This window comes from Bradyrhizobium sp. ISRA436 (genome assembly GCF_029910015.1).
In the GTDB taxonomy this organism is placed as follows: domain Bacteria; phylum Pseudomonadota; class Alphaproteobacteria; order Rhizobiales; family Xanthobacteraceae; genus Bradyrhizobium.
Map to the genome: position 1 here is coordinate 4,857,861 of NZ_CP094519.1, position 21,392 is coordinate 4,879,252.

17 protein-coding genes and 1 pseudogene are annotated in these 21,392 nt (G+C 60.1%); 10 read left to right on the forward strand and 8 right to left on the reverse strand.

Features of this window, described 5'->3' with window-relative positions:
• Window positions 1–2: 2 nt before the first annotated feature.
• Complete coding sequence (gene galE, locus MTX23_RS22890) at window positions 3–986, reverse strand: UDP-glucose 4-epimerase GalE (RefSeq protein ID WP_280972450.1); 984 nt, start codon at window positions 984–986, stop codon at window positions 3–5.
• A 547-nt stretch (window positions 987–1,533) separates the two neighbouring features.
• On the opposite strand from galE, the pseudogene MTX23_RS22895 reads away from it, so the two are divergent.
• A pseudogene (locus tag MTX23_RS22895) lies at window positions 1,534–2,294 on the forward strand (IS5 family transposase).
• A 197-nt stretch (window positions 2,295–2,491) separates the two neighbouring features.
• Here the strand turns inward: MTX23_RS22895 and MTX23_RS22900 are convergent.
• Window positions 2,492–2,860 carry a hypothetical protein gene (locus MTX23_RS22900; RefSeq protein ID WP_280972451.1) on the reverse strand — a complete coding sequence of 123 codons (369 nt, stop codon included), beginning with the start codon at window positions 2,858–2,860 and terminating at the stop codon, window positions 2,492–2,494.
• Between the two features lie 514 nt (window positions 2,861–3,374).
• Here MTX23_RS22900 and MTX23_RS22905 point away from each other — a divergent pair.
• The 5 genes from MTX23_RS22905 to MTX23_RS22925 all read left to right on the forward strand — a co-directional run bounded on the left by MTX23_RS22905 (window position 3,375) and on the right by MTX23_RS22925 (window position 8,914).
• Window positions 3,375–4,589 (forward strand): glycosyltransferase family 4 protein, encoded by a 1,215-nt coding sequence (locus MTX23_RS22905; RefSeq protein WP_280972452.1) that lies wholly within the window; start codon window positions 3,375–3,377, stop codon window positions 4,587–4,589.
• Window positions 4,589–5,581, forward strand: a complete 993-nt coding sequence (locus MTX23_RS22910; protein WP_280972453.1) for an NAD-dependent epimerase/dehydratase family protein — start codon at window positions 4,589–4,591, stop codon at window positions 5,579–5,581. Before MTX23_RS22905 ends, MTX23_RS22910 begins: the two co-directional genes overlap by 1 nt.
• Before the next feature lie 124 nt (window positions 5,582–5,705).
• The gene (locus MTX23_RS22915; RefSeq protein ID WP_280972454.1) at window positions 5,706–6,533 is read left to right on the forward strand and encodes an FkbM family methyltransferase; all 828 of its coding nucleotides are present in this window, start codon (window positions 5,706–5,708) and stop codon (window positions 6,531–6,533) included.
• Complete coding sequence (locus MTX23_RS22920; protein ID WP_280972455.1) at window positions 6,520–7,572, forward strand: glycosyltransferase family A protein; 1,053 nt, start codon at window positions 6,520–6,522, stop codon at window positions 7,570–7,572. Before MTX23_RS22915 ends, MTX23_RS22920 begins: the two co-directional genes overlap by 14 nt.
• A 7-nt stretch (window positions 7,573–7,579) precedes the next feature.
• On the forward strand, window positions 7,580–8,914 hold the full coding sequence (locus MTX23_RS22925; protein ID WP_280972456.1) for a family 16 glycosylhydrolase: 1,335 nt from the start codon (window positions 7,580–7,582) through the stop codon (window positions 8,912–8,914).
• Between the two features lie 34 nt (window positions 8,915–8,948).
• Here the strand turns inward: MTX23_RS22925 and MTX23_RS22930 are convergent, their stop codons facing one another.
• From MTX23_RS22930 to MTX23_RS22950, 5 genes are all read right to left on the reverse strand, one after another.
• A complete protein-coding gene (locus MTX23_RS22930; protein ID WP_280972457.1) occupies window positions 8,949–9,830 on the reverse strand; it encodes a polysaccharide pyruvyl transferase family protein in 882 nt (293 codons plus the stop codon).
• Complete coding sequence (locus MTX23_RS22935; protein ID WP_348637574.1) at window positions 9,827–10,786, reverse strand: glycosyltransferase family 2 protein; 960 nt, start codon at window positions 10,784–10,786, stop codon at window positions 9,827–9,829. The genes MTX23_RS22930 and MTX23_RS22935 overlap by 4 nt, the downstream gene beginning before the upstream one ends.
• Window positions 10,787–10,788: 2 nt before the next feature.
• Window positions 10,789–12,240 (reverse strand): lipopolysaccharide biosynthesis protein, encoded by a 1,452-nt coding sequence (locus MTX23_RS22940; protein ID WP_280972459.1) that lies wholly within the window; start codon window positions 12,238–12,240, stop codon window positions 10,789–10,791.
• A gap of 489 nt (window positions 12,241–12,729) precedes the next feature.
• Entirely contained in the window at window positions 12,730–13,635 is a 906-nt protein-coding gene (locus tag MTX23_RS22945) for a beta-1,6-N-acetylglucosaminyltransferase (RefSeq protein WP_280972460.1), read from the reverse strand.
• Between the two features lie 321 nt (window positions 13,636–13,956).
• Window positions 13,957–15,045, reverse strand: a complete 1,089-nt coding sequence (locus tag MTX23_RS22950) for an acyltransferase (protein WP_280972461.1) — start codon at window positions 15,043–15,045, stop codon at window positions 13,957–13,959.
• A gap of 316 nt (window positions 15,046–15,361) precedes the next feature.
• Between MTX23_RS22950 and MTX23_RS22955 the strand changes: the two genes are divergently transcribed.
• Window positions 15,362–16,168: a galactosyl transferase gene (locus MTX23_RS22955; RefSeq protein WP_280972462.1), complete on the forward strand. Its 807-nt coding sequence runs from the start codon at window positions 15,362–15,364 to the stop codon at window positions 16,166–16,168.
• A gap of 64 nt (window positions 16,169–16,232) precedes the next feature.
• Here MTX23_RS22955 and MTX23_RS22960 read toward each other — a convergent pair whose 3' ends face one another.
• Window positions 16,233–17,612 (reverse strand): glycoside hydrolase family 16 protein, encoded by a 1,380-nt coding sequence (locus MTX23_RS22960; protein ID WP_280972463.1) that lies wholly within the window; start codon window positions 17,610–17,612, stop codon window positions 16,233–16,235.
• 287 nt (window positions 17,613–17,899) lie between these two features.
• On the opposite strand from MTX23_RS22960, the gene MTX23_RS22965 reads away from it, so the two are divergent.
• From MTX23_RS22965 to MTX23_RS22975, 3 genes are all read left to right on the forward strand, one after another.
• The gene (locus MTX23_RS22965; protein WP_280972464.1) at window positions 17,900–18,697 is read left to right on the forward strand and encodes a glycosyltransferase family 25 protein; all 798 of its coding nucleotides are present in this window, start codon (window positions 17,900–17,902) and stop codon (window positions 18,695–18,697) included.
• 73 nt (window positions 18,698–18,770) lie between these two features.
• Complete coding sequence (locus tag MTX23_RS22970; RefSeq protein WP_280972465.1) at window positions 18,771–19,961, forward strand: glycosyltransferase; 1,191 nt, start codon at window positions 18,771–18,773, stop codon at window positions 19,959–19,961.
• Between the two features lie 77 nt (window positions 19,962–20,038).
• On the forward strand, window positions 20,039–21,316 hold the full coding sequence (locus MTX23_RS22975; protein ID WP_280972466.1) for a hypothetical protein: 1,278 nt from the start codon (window positions 20,039–20,041) through the stop codon (window positions 21,314–21,316).
• Window positions 21,317–21,392: the final 76 nt, after the last annotated feature.

Below are 21,392 nucleotides of genomic sequence, written 5' to 3' on the forward strand. Positions count from 1 at the left end.
GATCAGGCCGGCGGATGACGGTCCCGCCACTCAAGTGCAGTCTCGATGATAAAGTCGATATCGGATTGCTGCGGCCGCCAGCCGAGGTCTCGCTCGGCCTTCGCAAACGATGCAACGAGCCTGGCCGGATCGCCCGCCCGGCGCGCGCCACGGCGCACGATCGGCTCGCTGCGGGCGACGCGCTTCACCGCCGCGACCAACTCGAGCACGCTGGTGCCGACGCCGGTGCCAAGGTTGAACACGTGAGTGCCACCCCGCTCGAGCAGCATTTCGCCTGCAAGCACGTGGGCACGCGCCAGATCGTTGACGTGGACGTAGTCCCTGATGGCACTGCCGTCCGCCGTCGGAAAATCCGTGCCTAGTATTGTGAATGGCCGATCGGTTCGGCGCGCGGCTTCGATCGCCAGCGGGATGACATGAGTTTCCGGCTCATGCCGCTCACCAATTTCACCGTCGGGATCCGCGCCCGCGGCGTTGAAATAGCGCAGGGACACCGATCCGATTCCATAAGCCTGACCAAAATCTTCCAGCATTCGCTCGATGATCATCTTCGACCAACCATAGGGGTTGATCGGCGCCTGCGGATGGCTTTCATCGATCGGGACGTGCTGGGGGACGCCGTAACTGGCACAAGTACTTGAGAACAGAATATAGCGGAACCCTGTTGCGCGCATCCCGTTCAGCAGCGCTAGCGTGCCGGCAGTGTTGTTCTCGTAGTAGATCGCCGGGTTCTCGACTGATTCGCCAACATAGGCGAACGCCGCGAAATGCGCGACCAAATCCGGCTTATGCGTCTCCAGCGCCGCCCGCACCGCGCGTGGATCGCAAACATCGCATTCCACCAGTGGCCCCCAACGCACCGCGTCGCGCCAACCGCGCGAGAGGTTATCGAGCGCCACAACATTCCAACCGGCCCTGGCGAATGCCTTGCAGCAGTGAGAGCCCACATATCCCGCACCGCCGGTGACCAGTACTGTCCTGGTCATGCGGCCTCTTCGGCGTGGTCACAACTCACCTTGCTGACGTAACAAGCGATCGCCCTTGCACCTCGTTGGCAGCGTAGCGCGCGCGGCGACCAGGAGAGGCCTCCGCGCACGTACACCGTGACGGCCTGGCCTTCGGAAACTGGGAGCACGCTGGAACTCGATAGTCTGATTTGACGCCGAAACTGGATTGGCCTCACTCCCCGCGCAATCGTTTCTTTCAAAGTGGCTCAGCAACATTTCCAATTCGATTACCAATCTATCGATTCAAAATGCGGCTTCTTCGCGATGAGTGACAAGCAGCGCACGCCACCATGCATTGTGGCACTTCGGTTCCATGATCGCGGATCGATGGCGCGAAGATCGTGCAAGCTGTTCTGTATGTCCTCAGCGTGCGCCGAAGTTCCACTGCATCAGTTGCGACGACAGTCAACGCGGCATGCCGCATCACAAGGCACACACATGCTTCCGGTTGAGCAGATTAGGGTCTGTACCTAATTAGCGATTTCTGATTCCCTCGCGTTGGATTGATTCGGCACGGGGGAGTTAGGTGCGCAAGGGGCTGTTCTGGCTGAACGACAAGCAGTGGGCTCAGATTAAGCCGCATCTGCCAACGAACCAGACTGGCCCGGCGCGCGATGACGATCGACGCATTATCAGCGGTATCATTCACATGCTTCAGTGCGGCGCACGCTGGCGCGATTGTCCGCCCGACTATGGTCCTTACACGACGATCTACAATCGCTTTAATCGCTGGGCCAAGCGCGGACATTGGCAGGCGATCTTTGAAGCGCTCGCCCGCTGCGGAAAGGATGGCGTGACTTTGTCCATCGATTCCACCTCGATCAAAGCGCATCGCTCGGCGAGCGGCGGAAAAGGGGGGAGCATGAACAGGCGATCGGCTCCTCGCGCGGCGGGCGGACCACGAAAATCCACGCGCTGAGCGACCCTGATTGCAGACCTTGCGCATTTCATCTCACTCCAGGCCAGGACGCAGATATTGCCGCCGCGCCGGCCCTTTTGGAACTCGCGCCACCCATGTCTGCCCTCATCGGCGACAAAGGATACGACGGCGACGGCTTTCGCGCCGAAATCGTCGATCGTGGTGCCAAGCCCGTCATTCCAAACAAATCCAACAGGGTCATCCTCCACAGCTTCAACAAACGCGCCTATAAGGGACGCAACGTCATCGAGCGCTGTTTCTGCCGCCTCAAGGACTTCAGGCGTGTCGCAACTCGCTACGACAAACTTGCCAGAAACTTCTTGGCTGCCGTGCACCTCGCCGCCATCGTCGCCTATTGGATCAATTGAGTCTGAACCCTAGATTCATGCCTGCAGTTGCGGCAGCTGCAACCGTCGAGTTCCATCAAGCGACGGCGATGCGGCCGCGCAATCGCTGAGAGTTCCGTCGATTCAGCATATGAGAGAAATAACCGGCGGCAGGCTCCCGAGCGGTTCCTGCCAATCCAAGCGATGTCATGCCATCATCACGGAACGCTGGATCCCGCTCAAGGCTTGTGTTCCGCTAGCTCATCGGAGGGATAGTAACGCGCCTTGCGCGCCTCGGACAAAACCTCTCCGGTCGCCGATTTAGCCTGCGCCGTCCATTGGTACACACCCGGGCTGCACGGACCGAAAGTTCGGAAGGTTCCAGACGGCAGGATGCCGTTCGCTGGAATCGGCAGTTCCTCTCCACCCATCTCCCTGACACCTTGGGTCAGGGTCAACGACAGGCTCTTGGCGCCTGCGGGAACATTATGGAGATGAAATTCCGGATTCGGGAAAAGCGTGACGCAACCTTTGGCCCCGCCCCAGGAAAAATCAAGCGTCATCGGATCAGCAATAGCCGCAGAGCAGCCCGCAAGCCATCCGGCCATGGCGACAACAACGAACCTAGATGACATGGGACCCCCAAAGGATCGATCTGCTCGAAGGGCACACTGCACGCGTCATCCTCTGTCCCGCCGTGCGATGAGAGCAAGAACAATGTGCAGGCGCGAGCGCGGGATCAAGGCACCGTCGCGTAGGCACTCCTTATGTGGCCGCTTTGAGGCAATGACGCATGCCTCGACGACTTTTGAGCACGTCATGTGGTGGTCGTTCGCCGCCGCGGCCACTTGGCACCGATTTTGAATTCTCATCGACACAAGAATTTCTTACTCGTCGAATAGAAGCCGCGATCATGCCTCACTCCGCTGTTGTCCAATATTCGAGCAGAGTGCCTCCGCAACATCACGCGCACGCCAAGTTGCGCTGTGTTCAACAAGGTTCGAAGTTGAGGATAATGCAAACCGACGACAGACAGCTCCGACCCACTGATGGACCTCGAACGATCTCTCGGGAGAATTTTCGCGACGGTCGCGCGCCGGTCGCGGGATTGGCGGTGCGGTTGTGAAGATCTTCGTGCACGACTACGCAGGACACCCGTTCCAGGTCGATCTCAGCCGCGAATTGGCGGTCCGGGGACATGAAGTCAGCCACGCCTACTTCCACGGCGATCTCGGCCCAAAGGGCAAACTAGAGAGATCGTCCGCCGATCCCGCTCACCTCTCCTTTACCGGTGTCAAGCTGTCGCGTCCCTACGACAAGTCGTCCTTCGTGCGCCGCCGATTTGACGACGTCGCCTACGGCAAGGCAGTTGCGAAATTGGTGCATTCGGACAAGCCGGACATCGTGATCTCCGGCAATACACCAACGGAAGCCCAATCGGCCATCGTCAACGCATGCAAGCAGACCGGCACCAAGTTCGTATTCTGGGTTCAGGACTTCTACAGCGTTGCGGTGTCGCAGCTATTACGCAAGAAGCTGGGGCCGCCCGGCGCTATGGTCGGGGCCTACTATCGGTTTCTCGAGCGGCGTCAGTTTCAGAGCTCCGATGCGGTCGTCGTCATCACGAACGCCTTCTCGCCGCTCGCGAGCAAGTGGACCGGCACTGAAGACAACGTTTTTGTGATCGAGAACTGGGGTGCGCTGAATGATATTGTTCCTCGCCCCAAGGACAACGCGTGGGCTCGCCGTCACCGGCTGCACAACTCGTTCAACTTTCTCTATTCGGGCACGCTCGGGCTGAAGCACAATCCCGACCTGTTGGTGCAGCTCGCCAAGATGGTGAAAGGACGTGCCAATGTGGTGACCGTCAGCCAGGGCGTTGGCGTCACGCATCTCGAGCAGGCCAAGGCCGAGCTCGGGCTGGACAATCTCATCCTGCTGCCGCTGCAGCCCTTCGCGGATCTCCCGATGGTGCTCGCTACCTCCGATGTCGCCGTTGCGACGATCGAACCGGAGGCGGGAATATTCTCGGTACCTTCAAAGGTGCAATCCTATTTCTGCGCCGGGCGTCCTGTGCTGCTTGCAGCGCCGAAGGAAAATCTCGCTTCTGATCTGGTTCGCCGCAATGGCGCCGGATTAGTCGTTGATCCCGTCGATCAGGCGGCCTTCCTCAAGGCTGCGCTGCGGCTTCTCGACGACGAAGCCTTGAGAACAAATGCAGCCGCCAAAGCGAGGTCATTTGCGCTCGAAAACTACGACATCAAATCGGTGACCGACCGATTTGAGACAGTATTTGACTATGCAATCGGTTCGAAAACTGCGGAAAGGAAAATCTAATGGCGACAAAGAGCATGTCCACCGCACTGGTCTGCGGCGCGGGTGGCTTCATTGGCGGGCACCTGGTCAAGCGGCTTAAGCGCGAGGGCTTCTGGGTGCGTGGTGTCGACCTGAAATTTCCGCCATTCGCGGAGACCGAAGCCGATGATTTCGTGGTTGGCGATCTTCGCGACCAGAATTTCTGCAGGCAGATCACCGACCGCAAGTTCGACGAGGTGTATCAGCTCGCCGCCGACATGGGCGGCGCCGGCTACATCTTCACCGGCGAACATGATGCCGACGTGATGCATAATTCGGCGACCATCAACCTCAACATGCTTGATGCCTGCCAGAAGCGCAATGTGCGCGGCATGTTCTATTCGTCGTCGGCCTGCATGTATCCGGAGCATAACCAGAAGGACCCGGACAATCCGAACTGCGCGGAAGATTCGGCCTATCCGGCGGCGCCCGACAGCGAATACGGCTGGGAAAAGCTGTTTTCGGAGAGATTATATCTCGCCTACAACCGCAACTACGGAATGCGGAACCGCGTCGCGCGCTATCACAACATCTTCGGGCCCGAGGGCACCTGGGAAGGTGGCAAGGAGAAGGCGCCCGCCGCGGTGTGCCGCAAGGTGGCCCAGGCTTCCAATCATGGCGAGGTCGAGATTTGGGGCGACGGCACGCAGACACGCTCATTCCTCTATATCGATGAGTGCCTGGAAGGCACCATTCGCCTGACCCGGTCGGACTTCGAAGGTCCGGTCAATGTCGGGTCGGAGGAGATGGTCACAATCAACCAGCTCGTCGATCTCGTATCCGACATCGCCGGCAAGAAGGTGATCAAGAAACACATTCCGGGTCCGCTCGGCGTGCGCGGCCGCAACTCGGACAACCGCCTGATTGGCCAGAAGCTCGGTTGGAAGCCGTCCGCGACACTCCGCTCCGGTCTCGAGAAGACCTATGAATGGATCGAACGCCAGATCCGCAGCAATACCAGGGCCGCCGCCTGACGGGCGGCCCAACCGGCCGGGGCTCACGAGACGAGGAACATTCGCGCAGACCAGGCTATGACCGGCACGATCATTTGCACGACCATTTGGAAGGCTCGATAGGGTAACCGGTGGGAGCTTCGCAATGATTGCAGACTTGATCTACGACGTTGGCCTGCACAAGGGCGAGGATGCGGCCTTTTATCTCAAGAAAGGCTTCAAGGTTCTTGGGATTGAGGCCAACCCGGAGCTCGTGCAACACTGCCGGACGCGATTTCGCAACGAAGTCGCGACCGGGCAGTTGCGGATCATCGAGGGCGCAATCGCACCGGAGTCCGATGGACCCACCATCACATTCTACAAGAATTCGGACTCCGTCCTCTCCACCATCAACAAGGACAGGGCCGAGCGCACCAAGAAATTGGGCCACAAGAGCGAATGCATCGTGTTGCCGCGCATCGACGTTGTCGACGTCTACCGCTCCTGCGGCGTGCCCTATTTCCTCAAAATCGACGTCGAGGGAGCCGATCAGCTGGTGTTGGAAGGGTTGAAGCAGCAGCCCAACCGCCCGCAATACATTTCGGTCGAATCCGACAAGATCGACTTTGATGAGGTCGAGGCCCAGCTCGGCCTCTTGCGCGATCTTGGCTACCGGAAGTTCAAGGCGGTGCAGCAGCAGCGAATTCCGGGATCACGGGTCGACACCAAGGCGCTTGACGGCTCGAAGGTCGCACATGTTTTCGAGAGCGGCGCGTCCGGTCCGTTCGGCGAAGATCTCGGGAGTCAATGGCTGGACTTTGACGGCATCGTACGCCTCTACCGATCGATATTCCGAGACTATCGGTACTTTGGCGACGACTCCCTGTTGGCCAAATTTCCCATTTTAGCGTTGCCGTTCAAGGCGGTCTACAAGCTCTGCACGGGTCAACGCGGCTCGTTGCCCGGATGGTACGATACCCATGCCGGCCTGTAGACGACGCTCCCGACAAAATCGCGCTCCCCCTCCCCGCCTGGCGACGCGCGCAGGACCTGATCGTGATTCTGATCCAACCAGAGAGATCGACGTATCGATCGTCATCTGCACGCGCAATCGTGCGAGCCGCCTGTCGGGGACGCTGGGCGCGATGCGGGCGTTGCGTACCGATCACGCTTACGAGGTGATCTGGGTCGACAACGCCTCGACCGACGATACAACGGCCGTGCTTCAGCGCGCTTTCGTCAACGACCCGGCTTCAAGATACATCCGCTGCGAGCGGATCGGTCTCGGCGCTGCCCGTAATCTCGGCTGGGAAAATGCCCGCGGCAGGATCGTCGCCTTCACTGACGACGACTGCTATCCTTCGCCCGACTATGTCGATGCGATCCTCGCGGCGTTTGCCGATCATCCCGGCGCAGGCGTGATCGGAGGCCGCATCCTTCTCTACAACCCGAACCACGCCAGGATCACGATCGAGGAAAGCGAGGCACCGCGCGTCTATCCGAAACGGACCTTTGTCAGAGCCGGCACGCTACAGGGCGCAAATCTCGCGTTTCGGCGCGAGGCCCTGCTGGCGATCGGCGGCATAGACCCCGACTTTGGCGCTGGCACGCGCTTTCCCTGCGAGGACATTGATGCGGTGACCGCAGTGCTGTGGGCGGGATTCGACGCCTGTTACGACCCCCGCCCGACCGTGCGGCACGATCATGGCCGCGTCGACGCCGACGTGCCGGCGCTGCTCAATTCGTATGATCGCGGCCGCGGCAGCTTTTACGCCAAGTACATCCTGCGGCCCGATACCCGAGCGACCTTCATCCTGCGCTGGCTCAGCTCGACCTGGCGCCGGCGCGACTGGCAAGGGCTTCGTACGCTGCGAACCGAGCTGCACACGGCAGGCCAATACGCGATCGCCAAACGGAGATTTGGGGCGCTTGCGCTGGCCGTCCCGCTGGGTCTGGCCGCGCTGGCCGTACAGTCCGTCGTGTCCTTCGGCTTCTCGTCCGGGCGTCGCCTTTGGGAGACAAGGAGCCGGTGACGCGGAGATGAGGCATGCGACGCGAAGAACGCTGCTCAAGGGCTCGGTCGGACTTGTGTTGACGACCGTCGGCCCGCTCGCGGTCTTCGACGCACAGGCGGCGGCGAACGGAGCATTGTCATTCGGCGACGCCACCATCACCGTGGTGGATACGACGGTGCGATCCACCGAGCTCTGGGCGGAAGTGCCCGTCAAGCTCAACGCGCCGACCGCGTGCACGATCGTGCTGGAATACGAGACGCTCAATGGAAACGGAACGGTCGGCGTGCTGCCCGGCGCGGCGACCGCCGGCGCCGACTTCGTCACGGCTCGCGGCTTCCTGATCTTTCAGCCCGGCGACCAGGTCAAACTGGTGAAGATCCGCCTTGTGCGGCCGCTTGCGGCAGGCAAGTCAATTGTCTTGCAGATATCGGACTTCGGATATCCGCTGTTCGGTCACGCGCACACCACCGGTGAGGTGAAATGGAGCGAGCAGCCCCCGATCGTGGCCTCCTATGCCAATGACGACGTCCCGCTGCCGCCGCTGCCTTCGCACGGCTCGGTGATATTTTCGGATCGTCTGCTCGATCGCGATTTCGCCAGCGACAACGGGTTTACGCCCAGCGGCACGCCGTGCTGGCAAAGTCGTCTTGTCACCGGACGCCGCCAGGAGGGCAACAAGGAATTGGGTTACTATGCCGACCCGGCGCTCAATCCGGAAACGACGGTGTGGGGAATAGACCCGGCAACGGGCTGCCGCTTCATCCAGGCCGAGTATCACCAAGAGGGGCTATCGGATGGGCAGCGCGGCAAACTGGCGCCGGGCTGGCGGAAAGAAACGCCGTTCCGGTTTTCCGCCGCCATGGTGACATCGCGGACCCTGTTCAACCGCATCACCCTCAACAGTTACGTCGAGTTCAATGTCAGACTGATGAAGGTCGCAGGCAGCTGGCCGGGGCTGTGGTTGCTGCCTGTCGCCCCCGGCTGGCCGCCGGAAATCGATGTCCTCGAGGCCTACATCACCGCATCGCCGCAGTATCGGGAAGACGTCATCTTCTCCAGCATTCACTGGAAGGGCGAGAAAGGACCCGACGCCCGCGGCACGGCGATGCCGCTCGGCCTGGTCGAAGAAGGCGCCAACCTGTTCTCCCGGTTCAACCGCTTCGGCTGCCTGATCGGGAAGCAACAGATCGTCTACTACCTAAACGACAAGCCCTATTGCGCCATGCCGAACCTGGTCGGCGCAGGGCCCTGGTACATGCTGATGGACGTTGCCATCGGCGGTCCGGCGGGCGAGCCGAGCGATCCCAGCGCTTTTCCCGCCAGAATGCATATCGCCGGCGTCAAGGTCATCCAGTTCTGAAGCTTGTCGAGACGAAGACGCGCGCGCCTCTCGCTCAACGATGAAAATCGCGCCGAATCTGATCCGCGGCTTCCTCAAGCTTCGAGACAGCCCTCGCGAGCGCGATATCGGAACTGAGCACCGGCTCCATCTCGCTCAGCCGCCGCAATCCGCGCGCGGCGGCATAGGGCAGCGTGTCGTTGGCTGCTCCGACGGCCAGTTGAATCAGCCGGTTCTTGCTGGACATCCAGTTGCCATCCCTGCCCGTCTTGGAAACCCAGAGGTCGTGCAACGTCGCAGGAAAGGTCGGGTAGGGTCTGAGATCGATCCTGAGGGCGCCCGCCCAATCCGACCATTTGAATCGATGCGATCGGTGGAACGGAAGCACCGGCACCCAGGGCACCCGTAGCGCATCCGCCACGATGGCGCCGTGCATCGCCTCGGTAATGACCGTGCTCGAGGCCTGGATCATCTCGAGAACCCGATCGACCGGCCAACGCGGATCGATCAGTTCGACGTCCGCCAATTCACAGGCCCTGGGCCAGTTGCCGTTCAACAGGCTCTGCCAATGCGGGATGTAGCTGACCTTGAAGCGCTTCGGGACCTCTTTCCTCAAGTGACGATTGACCAGCACAGCAGCATCGGCCGCGACCAGCCGCTCGTCGAGTCCAAGCGCTTGCGCCGTCAACGGCCCACGCACGCAATAGACCTTCCATCGCTCGTCGAGCCGAGGTGCCGCGGTGTACTGCCCGAATCCCGACCCAAACACCACTTTCATGGCCTGCTGCGGATGATGGTCGAACAGGACCGACCCAATCGCGAGGAACAGGGTCAGATCGTCTTCATCAAAGAAGCCCGGGAAGACCTTCGGCATGAGCACATTGTTCAGATCGTCGCCGAAGTTCGGTGCGGTGCTCCGATAGAAGTAGAGTTTCATGATCGCGCCTGACGCAGCATGGTCGAGTAATATTGCACGGCCCCTCCGAATAGCGGCCCCACGGCGGCGCGCTTCCTGATCTGTCTGCGGATGTCCCGCGCGATCTCCACGACGGTCGCAGGCGCATGCGCCGTCAAAAGGTGCTTGGCGTACACCGCGCCGGCGCCGATGTCGTAATAGTGCCCGCGAACGAACGCCTCGTCGTCAAAGCGGCCGTGATCGTGGGCCACGCTTGGCTCCGGGAAATACCCGCCCGTCCAGCCGGCATATGACGCTCTGACGGCAACTTCCCATTCCTCGCCGGCAAACGGCGTGCCGGCCCCAAAGCGGCTGTCGAACATGCCGGCATCGGTCAAACACTGACGCCTGAATGCCATGTTGGACCCCTGGACGAATCCTCGCTGAACAAAGGTGGACGAGGATAGAATCTGTGTTGTGGTGCTGGTGTTGCAGCCAAGCGGCGACTGCTGTGCGTCATACGGCAGGATTCTTCCCGAACCAAAGCCCAATCCGGGATCTTGCGCGAATACCGTTCTCCAGGCCGATGCAAAACCGCGATCAGGGTAGCAATCATCGTCGATGAAGAGGATGACTTCGCCGGAAGACGCCGCAACTCCGGTATTTCGACCGGCCGAATTGCCCGGCTTGGTCTCCAGGATGGCGCGCCACAGAGTTGGGTTAGCCGTGCAGAACTCCTGCATGGCCGCGAAGGTGCCATCCGTCGAACCATTGTCGACGAGCACAACCTCGATAGCATCAGCGCCGTCCATCGACCGGATATGATCCAGACATTTTCCGACGGTCCTCATTCCATTTCGAGAGCACAGGACCAACGTTAGTGCAACTTCGTGCATTCTATTTGCTCGGGCCTTGATCAGGTTCGAGAACCGATGACATCTGACGCAGTGAACGTCGGCCAACATTACGGTCATTGAGTCAGGTAGCGCAACCGACATGTTCAACCAGGCGTAGACGCCACTCCTTGATGCCGCTGCGACTTCGACCCGATCGATCCAGCGAGCAGCCTCGCGACATCCATGGTCTGATCCCTGGCGATCACCAGCATCGTCGCAAGATATGACACCGCTCCAACAGCAATGCTGATAGTCAGCGCAACGACTGGCGGAAGCTCTGGAAGAACATGTCGTGTGGCGGCAATGACCGCGACCATGATCGCGCTGGAGCCGGCCGGACCGACGAAGACCCGTAGATACTCCGACACCGGCTCCGACAGGAGCCGCGAGGTCTTGATCACGGCAAACGGCCATCGGGCGATGGTCGCGATCAGGACGGCAGCCAGCGGCGTGGTCACGCCGAACCTCGACATCAGCACCAGGATGCCCAGCGTGACGATTCCGGCGGCAAGCTGGTAATAAAACCACCAATGCGCGTGCCCGCGGCTGTTGATGAGGCTGCCCTGAATCACACCTATGCAGGCCATCAAGCCCAGACCGCAATACAGCCGGATCGGATCGACCGTATCGACCCAGCGCGATCCGAATACGACGGGCACCGCGAGATCCGCCACCATGGCAAACCCGATGAAGACCGGAAACGACAACGCCGAAGACAGAAATGTCGCAAGCAGGAACCCCTTCCTGACCCGATCGACGTTTTCCTGGATCGACGAGAACATCGGATGAGCCACTGCGCCGATCGGCGTCGCGAGGACGTTAAGGATCATCTGGAACAGGTTCCGGGAAAACGCGTAGATGCCCGCTTGATGCGGCCCCAGATAGAGTCCGACGATCGCCGGATCCGCCTGCGTCGTCAGCGCCTGCATCGCGCGAGTTCCCGACGAAAATGCGCCGTAATGCGCGAGCGATTTGAGCGCATCCAAGCTGATTCGGAATTTCGGCCGCCACCCTGCGCCCCACATCGCGGCCACCGTCGCGGTGACGGATGAGGACAGTTGCGCGATGAGGAGCGCCCAAACACCGTAGCCGGCCACGAGAAGGAGTACGGTCAGCGCTGCCGACACCACCGTGGCGAGCAATGTCCGACCGGCAATCAATTCAAAGGACATTCTTCGCGTAATGATGGCCTGCGGAACGATACCGGCGGCATCCGCGAACAATCTGAGCCCGGCGACGGGCAGCAGTACGGCTACCCATTCCGAGCCGAGCATTCGACTGAACGGTCCACTGCAGATCACAAGCACGGCGTACGCGACGAGCGCGCAGATCGACGCCGCCCAGAACGTCGAGTCGAGATGAATTTCGTCCACGGACGACCTCTGAACGATCGCCTCGGCAAAACCGGACGGCAACAACACCGCGAGTAACGCAACCAGACTTCCGGCAAGGGCGACCACGCCAAACTCGGCGGGACCGAGATAGCGCGACGTCACCAGGAAAACGAGAAAGCCGGCGAGCGAGGGTATGACCGAATTGACGCTCGACCAGAACACGCCCCGGATCGCGCGAACGGCGTGTGTACGGTTGCCAGGCTCCATGCCTATCATTTGAAGTATTCTTCCCAGCCCGTGATGTTTCCGACGCGATAAGCGTCGGAAACAGTGAATGTATGGAACCGTGCGAAGACCAGCTCACGCACAGCCTGTTGTCCTCCAGGCAGTCTCTGACGTTCATGCAACCCAATTTGCATCAGATGGTCCCGCACAGAAGATCAGTCGAAGATGCGCCCGGCGCGGGCCGCGTCACCCGTCCATCGCCAATCCGTCGAGGAAACCACTGGCAAGCTACCAGCCCTGCACGTGCAAGAGGCACGCCGGGCTCTTCGCGATTTCGGTACGATTCACATATCAGCTCTCAACCAGCTCCGAAATGCGACCAAATTGTAGCCAAGGACGCCGCACGCGCCATGATCAGCTTCCGGCAAATCATGGCCGCACGAGGGTTTCCCGACCATCAAATGCAAGCAATGCGACGGGAACGTGTCACATACGCGCGTTGCGTTGCCGGATCATGACTGCAAGTTGATCGGAGACGGCGGCGTCGGTGACCTTGCGACAAAACAACAGTTCGCCGGAGCCGTAGATGCCATCGATCTTCATGCGCGGATTGGCACGGAACATCGCGATGTGACGCTCGCCGATCTCCGACGGATTTGCTCCGCCCCCGCTCCAGTCCGAATAGGTGATGCTGCGCCGCATATTCGAACGAAACGGCGAGTTCGCGAGGATGGTCTGAAACACCATCTCATCCGGCACATGGGTGTTCTCATAGAACTTCATGAACTGCGGATGATCCGCAGCGAACTTCTGGATGTAGGCGCACGCGCCGCGCGTCAGCGCCCACCACTGGTTACCGGCGTGAGGGACGAGTTCGCCGAACCACTTCTTGTAATCGCGCGCCATCGGCACCAGGCCGAGCCCCCCGAGCAACCTGCGGCCCTTGCCGACCCACCAGCCAACCGGTCCGGGACGGCCTTTGTAGTGTGTCAGGCGCGCTAGCGGCTTCGCGGCAGCCTCGGACGGCATCGCTACCGAATCGATGAATTCAATGCCGCTGTTCTCACGAAAGAAATCCTCGATCTCGGCCACTGAGCGGAGCGGATAATCCGTCCCGCTGATCAACACCAGGTAATCATGGCGGCGCGGCGACACCAACGCCTCATCCATGAGCACAAGGGCCGCCCTGACCAACGAATAGTCGCCCCAGTGAATAGGAATCCGATTCGTCATGAAATGTGCACGGGAACCGACCGCTCGTCGGAACGGATCGATGTCCGCATGGGCATCGATGTGCACAAATATCTCCGTGGATGGAGACTGCAGTTCACAAACCAGCCGAGCAAGCTGCTCCGGCTGCCTGTGGGCAAGAATGAGATAGGCGACATTCATCTCTAGGTCGTCCCGATATGGTCACACGATCGCGCAGAGGAGCGCTGGGTTCAGTCACGAAGTCAGAATGCTCGCGAGCCAAGCCCGAGAAATCATGATGAGAGTTGCCGCCTCCCCAACCTGGTCTCGCTATAGCGCCTCAAGCGAAGCTCACGCTTAACGCTACGACGTCCATAGGGATCCCGCAGTCCACGTCGAGGGCCGCTGATCGCAGACCGCCTCTGCACCATGCGCATGCGTGACGTGGTCAGTTCGGCAAAAGAGCCAGGCTCCATTACAATTGCGGCCTTTCTTCAGTGAGTAGACAAGGTTGTTCGCGTGCTACTCGCCCAACGGCTGGACCATTGAAACCGACGAACCAGACTCCGGCAATCGCCGGCCTGTCCCGCCGCGCGCGACCGCGAAGACCGTAAGAAACTGCGAACGCAGCCAACGCGTCATCGGACGCTCGACCTTGAAGTAGACCACAAATCCCACCAGCAGCGAGACTGTCGCGGCAAGAATTGCGAATGACGCAAACTGCAGCGGGCCTTCCAATGGCAGCCGAAGAAACAAGCGGCGAAATACGAAGAGCGTCAACGCGTGCGTCAGATAGATCGAATAGCTCGCATCCCCAAGCAATCGCAGCCAACCCATGTCGCGCATCTTGAATGATCGTTCAGCCGCAACCGCACCGACCATGATCAATGCTGCACACAATCCGTTCAACAGGAACAAATGCGGAAGCTGCAAGGCGTGCACCGCGAAGAGCGCCACAAATCCCATAGGCAAGAGCAACCAGACGTTGAGCGTCATCCCGCTCAGGAACAACCATCCCAACACGATGCCGCCCGCGAACTCCAGCATAAGGGGGTGCGTATACATCAAGAGCGGGTGCGTGTAGCTGTGGAAGATCGATTCATCGGTCGAGACAAAGAGCCCGAACGCAACGAGCAGCGAGATCAGGCAAAGCGAGATCAGCAGCGGTTTGCGAAACAACAGGCCGATCGCAAAGATCAGGTAGAAGAACATTTCGAAATAGAGCGTCCAGCCTGGATTCAGCACCGGCCAGATCGTGCCGGGAAAGATCGAGCTGTGGTGCGGCACGAACATCGCGGAAAGCATCACGTCGTTCACGAGCGCGAAGCCGGGCTTGGCCCCTCCAGACAACAACAGCAGGCTCGCCGCACACAGCGTCAGGATCCAGTACAGCGGCGCGACCCGAATGAGCCGCAAGCCGGCGAACACCGCAGGCGATTCAACCCGCGACGAAACGTACATCACCACACCGCTGATGATGAAAAAGATATCGACCCCCGCCTCGCCCATCGCGAATTTCTCGAGCGGGTTGTACAGATTCGGCCAGGGATTCCTGATGTGGTGCAGGACCACCATCACGGACGCGACGCCGCGCAGATACTGGATGGTCAAGAGCTGCTTAGAAGATCGTTGATCCAGCGCCGTTCCAGGTGTCATCAGCCGTCACATCAAGGAGAGGAAAATTGCGCTGAACCGATCAGCAGATAGCGGATTGTTCCGAAAGAGAGTTAGGGCGCGTCACGGTCGCATAACGAGCTGCTGCACACCCAAGAGGCACCGCGCTTCACAGCTTTGCCACAAACCTCTCGCTGAGAGTTCATGCGAACTTGGTGCTATGCATCTGCCGGGCCAACGGGGCATGCTACCTTGGCCGAGCCATCGCGCGATGCGCAGCATCAGAGCCCACGCCGTCCATGCGAGACAATTCATGTTGACCTTCATCATACCAGTGCGCCATCCGGCAAATTCCAAGAACTGGGACGCTCTCAAAGCGCGGCTGGCACAAACCATAACATCGATCTCGGGTCAGAATAGTGACCGCTGGCAAGCCATCATTGTGGCGAACAACGGTGCGGACCTGCCTGCCCTGCCGAAAGGCTTTTCAGTCGAACGCGTCGATTTTGCGCCGAACCCGAAGCATGAACGTGGTGCCGCAGACGATGTCGAGGTCTTCCGCGATTTCTTCCGCATCGATAAGGGACGCCGCGTGCGCGCAGGAATGCTGGCCGCGCGGAATGCTAGCTTCTTTATGATTGTCGACGATGACGATTTCGTCAGTTCCCGGCTCGCCGACTACGTCGCCCGGCATCCCGACGAGAATGGCTGGTATATCGACCGCGGCTACATGTGGAGTGAGGGCAACCTGTTGCTCGGAGCCATTTCAAAGTTCTTCATGCTTTGCGGCACCTCCCATATCATCAACGCCCGGCTGTATGATTTGGAGAGGCTCAAAGGAAACGATGCGAACGACTACCTGAAGCGTATGCTTGGCAGCCATATCGCCGTTGCCCAAGAGTTGGCCGCAGCGGGAACCCCGCTCAAGGTGCTCCCATTCTTCGGCGCGATCTATCGGGTCGGACATCCGGGAGCCCACAGCAATTCCGCCGGGCTGCTCGCCACCTTCTTCAAGAAAGCAACGCTGGCCAATCCGCTCCGCTTCATCAGGACCGCACTATCGCTCAGACTCCTGACACCGAAGCTGCGGCGCGAGTTCTTCGGAGCCGAGCGGGCATAACGAGCACCCCACGCCACCGTATGTCGGTTGGCATGAACGACGACAGCACGGTCAGCCCGCAGCATCAATGCGATTGTGACTGCGACGCCTGCACATCCAGGTTTAATAGCTTGCACACCGTCGCCTTTGGGGGCTGGACGACCTCCGTGCTGCATGTCACAGGACTCGACAACGTCTGCTTTGTTCCGTTGCCGTTGTTCACCTCGGAGGCCAGCCGGCCAAACAGAATATAGTTTCCGGGGCGCTCCACGGCGGGCAGCGAGGCCATCGCGGTGATCGAGCCGTCGGCCCGCTTCTTGCCGGGTTCGACCTGAAGTTTGGCATTGGCTGACGACACGATGGCTCCGGTCGCCTTGTCGTAAACAGTCAGCTGAAGCGTCCGGTTGGACGGATAGTCGGCCGGGACCTTGAGCGGAATTTCGACGTTGAGCTTGTCGCTGGTGCTTAGCGCCAGGACGCCCGCGTTGGGCTGCTTGCCCGCGACCGCCTTGCTGACAGGCAGGAACGCCGGCTTCGCCATGTCGTTAAGCGGCGCGGAATAGCCGAATTGCTTGGGATCCGGCGTCAACTGGCTCGGACCACATTGCCGGCCGCCGCGCTCCGAGGTCGTGTACTGACACACGCGCACATAATCGATCTTGAAGGCCTGCGGAAACGCGGCCTCGTCAATGCCGTGCCGCCCCGCCCATTTGCTGCCGCCGACGGCAAAGTTGAGGTCGACATGCGCGGGCGGTCCAAGCTTCCCGTCGCTGCGCAGCCATTGGTAGTTACGCGTGTAGATCAGCTTGCCATCCCAGAACAGCGAGATCTTGTCGGGTGCCCACACGAATCCGGCGGTGTGCCAACCCTGATTGAGATCCTCGCTTCCATACATGTTCTGGAATTTGAGCTCGAACGAGCGGTCGACATAGGTGTATTGCTTCGGATCGAAGGGCGCCACCACATTTGAGTGCAGCGAGTTCGCCTTGTCCTCGACGCCATTGATGACAAATTCGAAGATGTCGATCTCCGGCGGATGCCAGGTCTTGCCGTCGATATCGTAGTCGGCCTCGAGCCAGAACGCCGGCCAGACTCCCTTGGCGTTGGGCAGGAACACGCGCGCTTCATAATACCCGTAGTAGAACGTTCGATGACTGCGGATCATCGCGGATTCGTACAGGTTGGGCGATCCGGGCATCTTCTTTGCAATCAGATTGAGAACGCCGTCCGCCACGACGTGGCCGTCGCGATAGCGTTGGTTCTCGTCGTTGAAGTGGTCCATTGTCTCATTCGAATAAAGATAACGCGTGGCCCATTTGGTACGATCGAGCTTGTCGCCGTTGAACTCGTCCGAAAACACCAGTTCCCATCCTGCCGACCGCGCCGGCGTCGACGTTGCTGTCAGCGCCGCAGTCAACAACAGCAGTATCGGGAGAACGCGCTTAGCAATCTCGGTGAGGTTCATTCAGCGAGCCTTCTGACTGATCGTGTGCGATTTCGATGACAAGGCTCACGTCTTGATCGACGAGCGACGGTCAAGTTGACAGCCTTGCGCCGGTAAGACAGGTTAGCCTCGCACTCCAACGATCGACCATTCACATCGACGAATTGGACGAAGACGTGGCCTCGGATAAAATACATCAAGCTTGTCGATGATGTGATCGGGCTGCCGAATTTGTGTCCGGAGCATGACGAAATTTGCGGCAGCATCACTCGTGCTGTGCAAGCGGTAAAATCAAACGTGAGAGCATCGTGGGAACCGACGCGACCATACCAGCCTTCGTCATCAATCTTGATCGCGACATCGCGCGATGGCAGGACATCTCGAGCTCGCTGACGCGGCTCGGAGTTCCCTATGAACGAATCGCCGCGATCGACGCCAAGAACCGGATGACGCTTATTCGCCGGGTGATCCGTCGCGAGTTCCAGTTTGCGCCAGCCAATCGCCCGATGAAGGCGGGAGAAATCGGCTGCTACCTCTCGCACATCGCCGCGCTGAAACGCATCGTGCGCAAGGGTCTGCCGATGGCGATCATCTTCGAGGATGATGCGGCTTTCGACGAACGCTTTCAGCTATTCTACCGGCGCGACCTGCCGCGCTTTCTGATGAAGAGCGACATCGTGAAGTTCGAAGGCATTCACTATGCGCACACGTCCAAATCAGGTGTTTCGCTGATCAAGGGCGAAGCGGCACAGCTCGTCGTTCCCTTGAAGCCCGCGCTCGGATCTGCCGCCTATGCCGTCACCCGAAAGGGCGCAGTAGAACTGATCAGAGCGCTTTCGGTCGCCGACCGGCCTTTGGACCACAAGCTGGTCTATTACGATCGGCACGGAATTGATTTTGCCGAGACTCTACCGTTTCTCGTCAGTCAGGCGGCCTACGAAAGCAGCATCGAGCTGCGCAATCTCGATGCGCCTCCACTGCAGCCCGTGAAACGGCTGCGTCGAGCGGTTGCCTCCGCCGGTCGTGGCGCGAAGCGGATCGCTTACGTCGCAAGACTGCTGGTCAAGCGGCGCCTGCTCGGCGCGAAATCTCCGTCCGCCGCCTGATCCCGATGAGCCCGTGCGTGCCTTCGGCGTCGGCATCGATATTCTTTGCTGAGCGTTCCTTCGAGATCGAGCGATGAAGAAGATTCTCTGGATCATCGGCCGCATCCCCTCGCCGCTCTTCAGCGGCGATGCGCTCTATTCCGCAGGGATACTCACGGCACTGTCGAGAACCGGACAGACTGACGTGACGGTTGTCGGCGCGCGACGCGAGAACGGGCCGGTCGAAGACCGCCTGCTCCGCTTGCCGCGCACGGTCTTTCCCGAGGCACCGTGGCCGCGACAGCTCGGGATGCTGAGCCTGCTGACGTCACTGCCGAGGGACGCCTATAGTCTCGCACCGCCTTCGATCGGCACGGCTCTCGCCGGGCTCCTGAATCAGCACTGGGACTGGATCGTGTTCGATCACGCCCGCTCCGCCGCATTGCTCCCCATGGTATTGCAGCGACGGAAACAGGCTTCGATCTGCTATCTCGCACACAACGCCGAAGGGAAGATCAGGCCCGCGATCGCAAAGGACTTCACCAACCCGCTGCGCCGTTCAATCATGCGCTGGGATGCTGAGAAGTACCGGCGGCTGGAGCAACGCATTGTCGACGCCGCCGACAGCATTCTCTGCATAACCGACGCAGACGCGGCTTATTTCGCGCGGTCCGGCAAAACCACGTTCGTGGTGCCGCCGATCTATCTCGGAGCGGTCGCTCCGAGCGATCGCATCGAGGCGACCCGACCGAAGTCCATCCTGCTGCTCGGCTCGTTCGAATGGGTCGCAAAGCAGCGCAATCTCGAACACATTGTCAGCACACTGCTGCCGGCCCTGAAGAGCCGAAACGTCACCCTGGATGTGGTCGGAAACGTTCCTGAGGACATCAAGGCACGTTACGCCCATGAACGGCCGAACCTGGTGTTCCATGGTCCGGTGGCCGATCTCTCGAGCGTGCTTGCGAGGTCGCGTGGCGGGCTTGTGGCGGAGACGCTCGGCGGAGGGTTCAAACTGAAGCTGTTGGACTACGCCTTCGCGCGACTTCCCATATTCGGACTTCGCGCGGCGGTCGACGGCACCACGTCCGAGGAGCAGTCGGCGATGTATCTCGCCGACACCATGGACGGTCTGGCACAAACCATCATCGACGGGATCGACGACCTAGCTGCGCTCAACCGGAGCCAGGCCACACTGTTCGAACTGATGTCGAACCGCTTCGGGCTTGAGCAGGGAACCAGGCGCATGCATGACATCCTGATTAAGAAGGTTGAGGCGGCGGCATGACTGGAACCGTAGATCGATCGATACAAATTGCCGAACTGTGCTAGCGTGACCACGATCCACCCGGGCAAAACGTCGCGATGACTTTTGAGATTCAGGTTCCCATGGCGCCGGCCGGAGCTGCGCATACACAGCTGGCGGCGTCGGACACCGAACTCAGCAAGTCGGGACGATATGCCGTATGGGCATCGATCGTCTCCGTTCTGTTCCTGTCGCAGATTGCCTACAACATCAACACCTTCCCGGCGTCGACCGACCTCATCTGCTATGCCGCCGTGACGGCATATCTGCTGATCAGCGGCTTCGCTTCGATCGGATTCCTGTCTCTGGCGCTGTTCGTCGTCGCGCTGGTGTTCGCCTGTTTCGGGACAGTGACCGCGACATCGTCGACGTCGTGGACCTCGCTGATGCTGCTCTTCGTTCTCTATGCGCCGTTCGCCATTCGGTTGAAGGGGGAGCCGGAGGGAGTCCACGAATACATCCTGTCGGCCTACGTCTCGGCAGCAACCTTCATCGCCGGCGTTGCGATCGTACAGATCGTGCTCGTCAACGCCACCAAATCGTCGCTACTGACCAACATCTACTTCAACCTGCCCGAAGCCATTCGCGGTGCCGGACACTACACCTTCGTCCGCGAAGGCGGCGGCATCATCAAGGCAAACGGCTTCTTCCTCCGCGAGTCGGCTGACCTTTCGCTCGTCGTTGCGCTAGCCCTCATCATCGAGGTCGGGTCGCGGGCGAGACTGCGCACCATGGGCATTCTCGTGGCAGGATTGCTATGTTCGCTATCCGGCACCGGCCTGCTCGCGATCACGGCCGGTTTCTTGCTGCCGAGATCCGTCTTTCGCATCCCGCTGTTCATCGTCTATCTCGTCGGACTGATCCTGGCGCTGTACCTGCTTTACAGTCTGGACGTTCCGGGTCTGGACCTGTGGTTCGACCGCCTCTCGGAGTTTCAAACACCGAATACCAGCGCCTATGCGCGCTTCGTCGCGCCGATGGAAATGATCGGACACAGCTTTGACAACGGCCTGCTCGCCACCTGGTTCGGCAATGGCGCGGGCAGTTATCTCAGGGACGTCCAACTCTACCACATGAACTATGAGGTCAACGATCCGACCTGGGCAAAGCTCACTTACGAGTATGGCCTGTTCGGCTTTGTCCTGATCTTTGCCATTCTCGTGCAACGATTGTACTCGAGCCGGCTGCGCATCGAGATCTGCAACTTTCTGCTGTTCAGCTGGATCAGTGTCGGCCTCGTGCTCAAGCCGAGCTTTGCGCTGATCGTCTGGTTGCTGACATTGGTCGGAAACCCGGCACGCCGACCGCCCCAACGCACAAGACCACCAGCGGGTTGACCCTCCACTAGTGTCACGTGGCGCCGGTTGCGCGCGCTTCTCACGACGCGCTCCTCGCAAAGCGAAACCAGTTGAT

Coding starts and splice junctions, on each gene's coding strand:
- galE (WP_280972450.1), bottom strand. CDS start 986: ATGACCAGGACAGTACTGGTCACCGGCGGTGCGGGATATGTGGGCTCT.
- MTX23_RS22900 (WP_280972451.1), bottom strand. CDS start 2,860: ATGGCCGGATGGCTTGCGGGCTGCTCTGCGGCTATTGCTGATCCGATG.
- MTX23_RS22910 (WP_280972453.1), top strand. CDS start 4,589: ATGGCGACAAAGAGCATGTCCACCGCACTGGTCTGCGGCGCGGGTGGC.
- MTX23_RS22915 (WP_280972454.1), top strand. CDS start 5,706: ATGATTGCAGACTTGATCTACGACGTTGGCCTGCACAAGGGCGAGGAT.
- MTX23_RS22920 (WP_280972455.1), top strand. CDS start 6,520: ATGCCGGCCTGTAGACGACGCTCCCGACAAAATCGCGCTCCCCCTCCC.
- MTX23_RS22925 (WP_280972456.1), top strand. CDS start 7,580: ATGAGGCATGCGACGCGAAGAACGCTGCTCAAGGGCTCGGTCGGACTT.
- MTX23_RS22930 (WP_280972457.1), bottom strand. CDS start 9,830: ATGAAACTCTACTTCTATCGGAGCACCGCACCGAACTTCGGCGACGAT.
- MTX23_RS22935 (WP_348637574.1), bottom strand. CDS start 10,786: ATGTCGGTTGCGCTACCTGACTCAATGACCGTAATGTTGGCCGACGTT.
- MTX23_RS22945 (WP_280972460.1), bottom strand. CDS start 13,635: ATGAATGTCGCCTATCTCATTCTTGCCCACAGGCAGCCGGAGCAGCTT.
- MTX23_RS22955 (WP_280972462.1), top strand. CDS start 15,362: ATGTTGACCTTCATCATACCAGTGCGCCATCCGGCAAATTCCAAGAAC.
- MTX23_RS22960 (WP_280972463.1), bottom strand. CDS start 17,612: ATGAACCTCACCGAGATTGCTAAGCGCGTTCTCCCGATACTGCTGTTG.
- MTX23_RS22970 (WP_280972465.1), top strand. CDS start 18,771: ATGAAGAAGATTCTCTGGATCATCGGCCGCATCCCCTCGCCGCTCTTC.
- MTX23_RS22975 (WP_280972466.1), top strand. CDS start 20,039: ATGACTTTTGAGATTCAGGTTCCCATGGCGCCGGCCGGAGCTGCGCAT.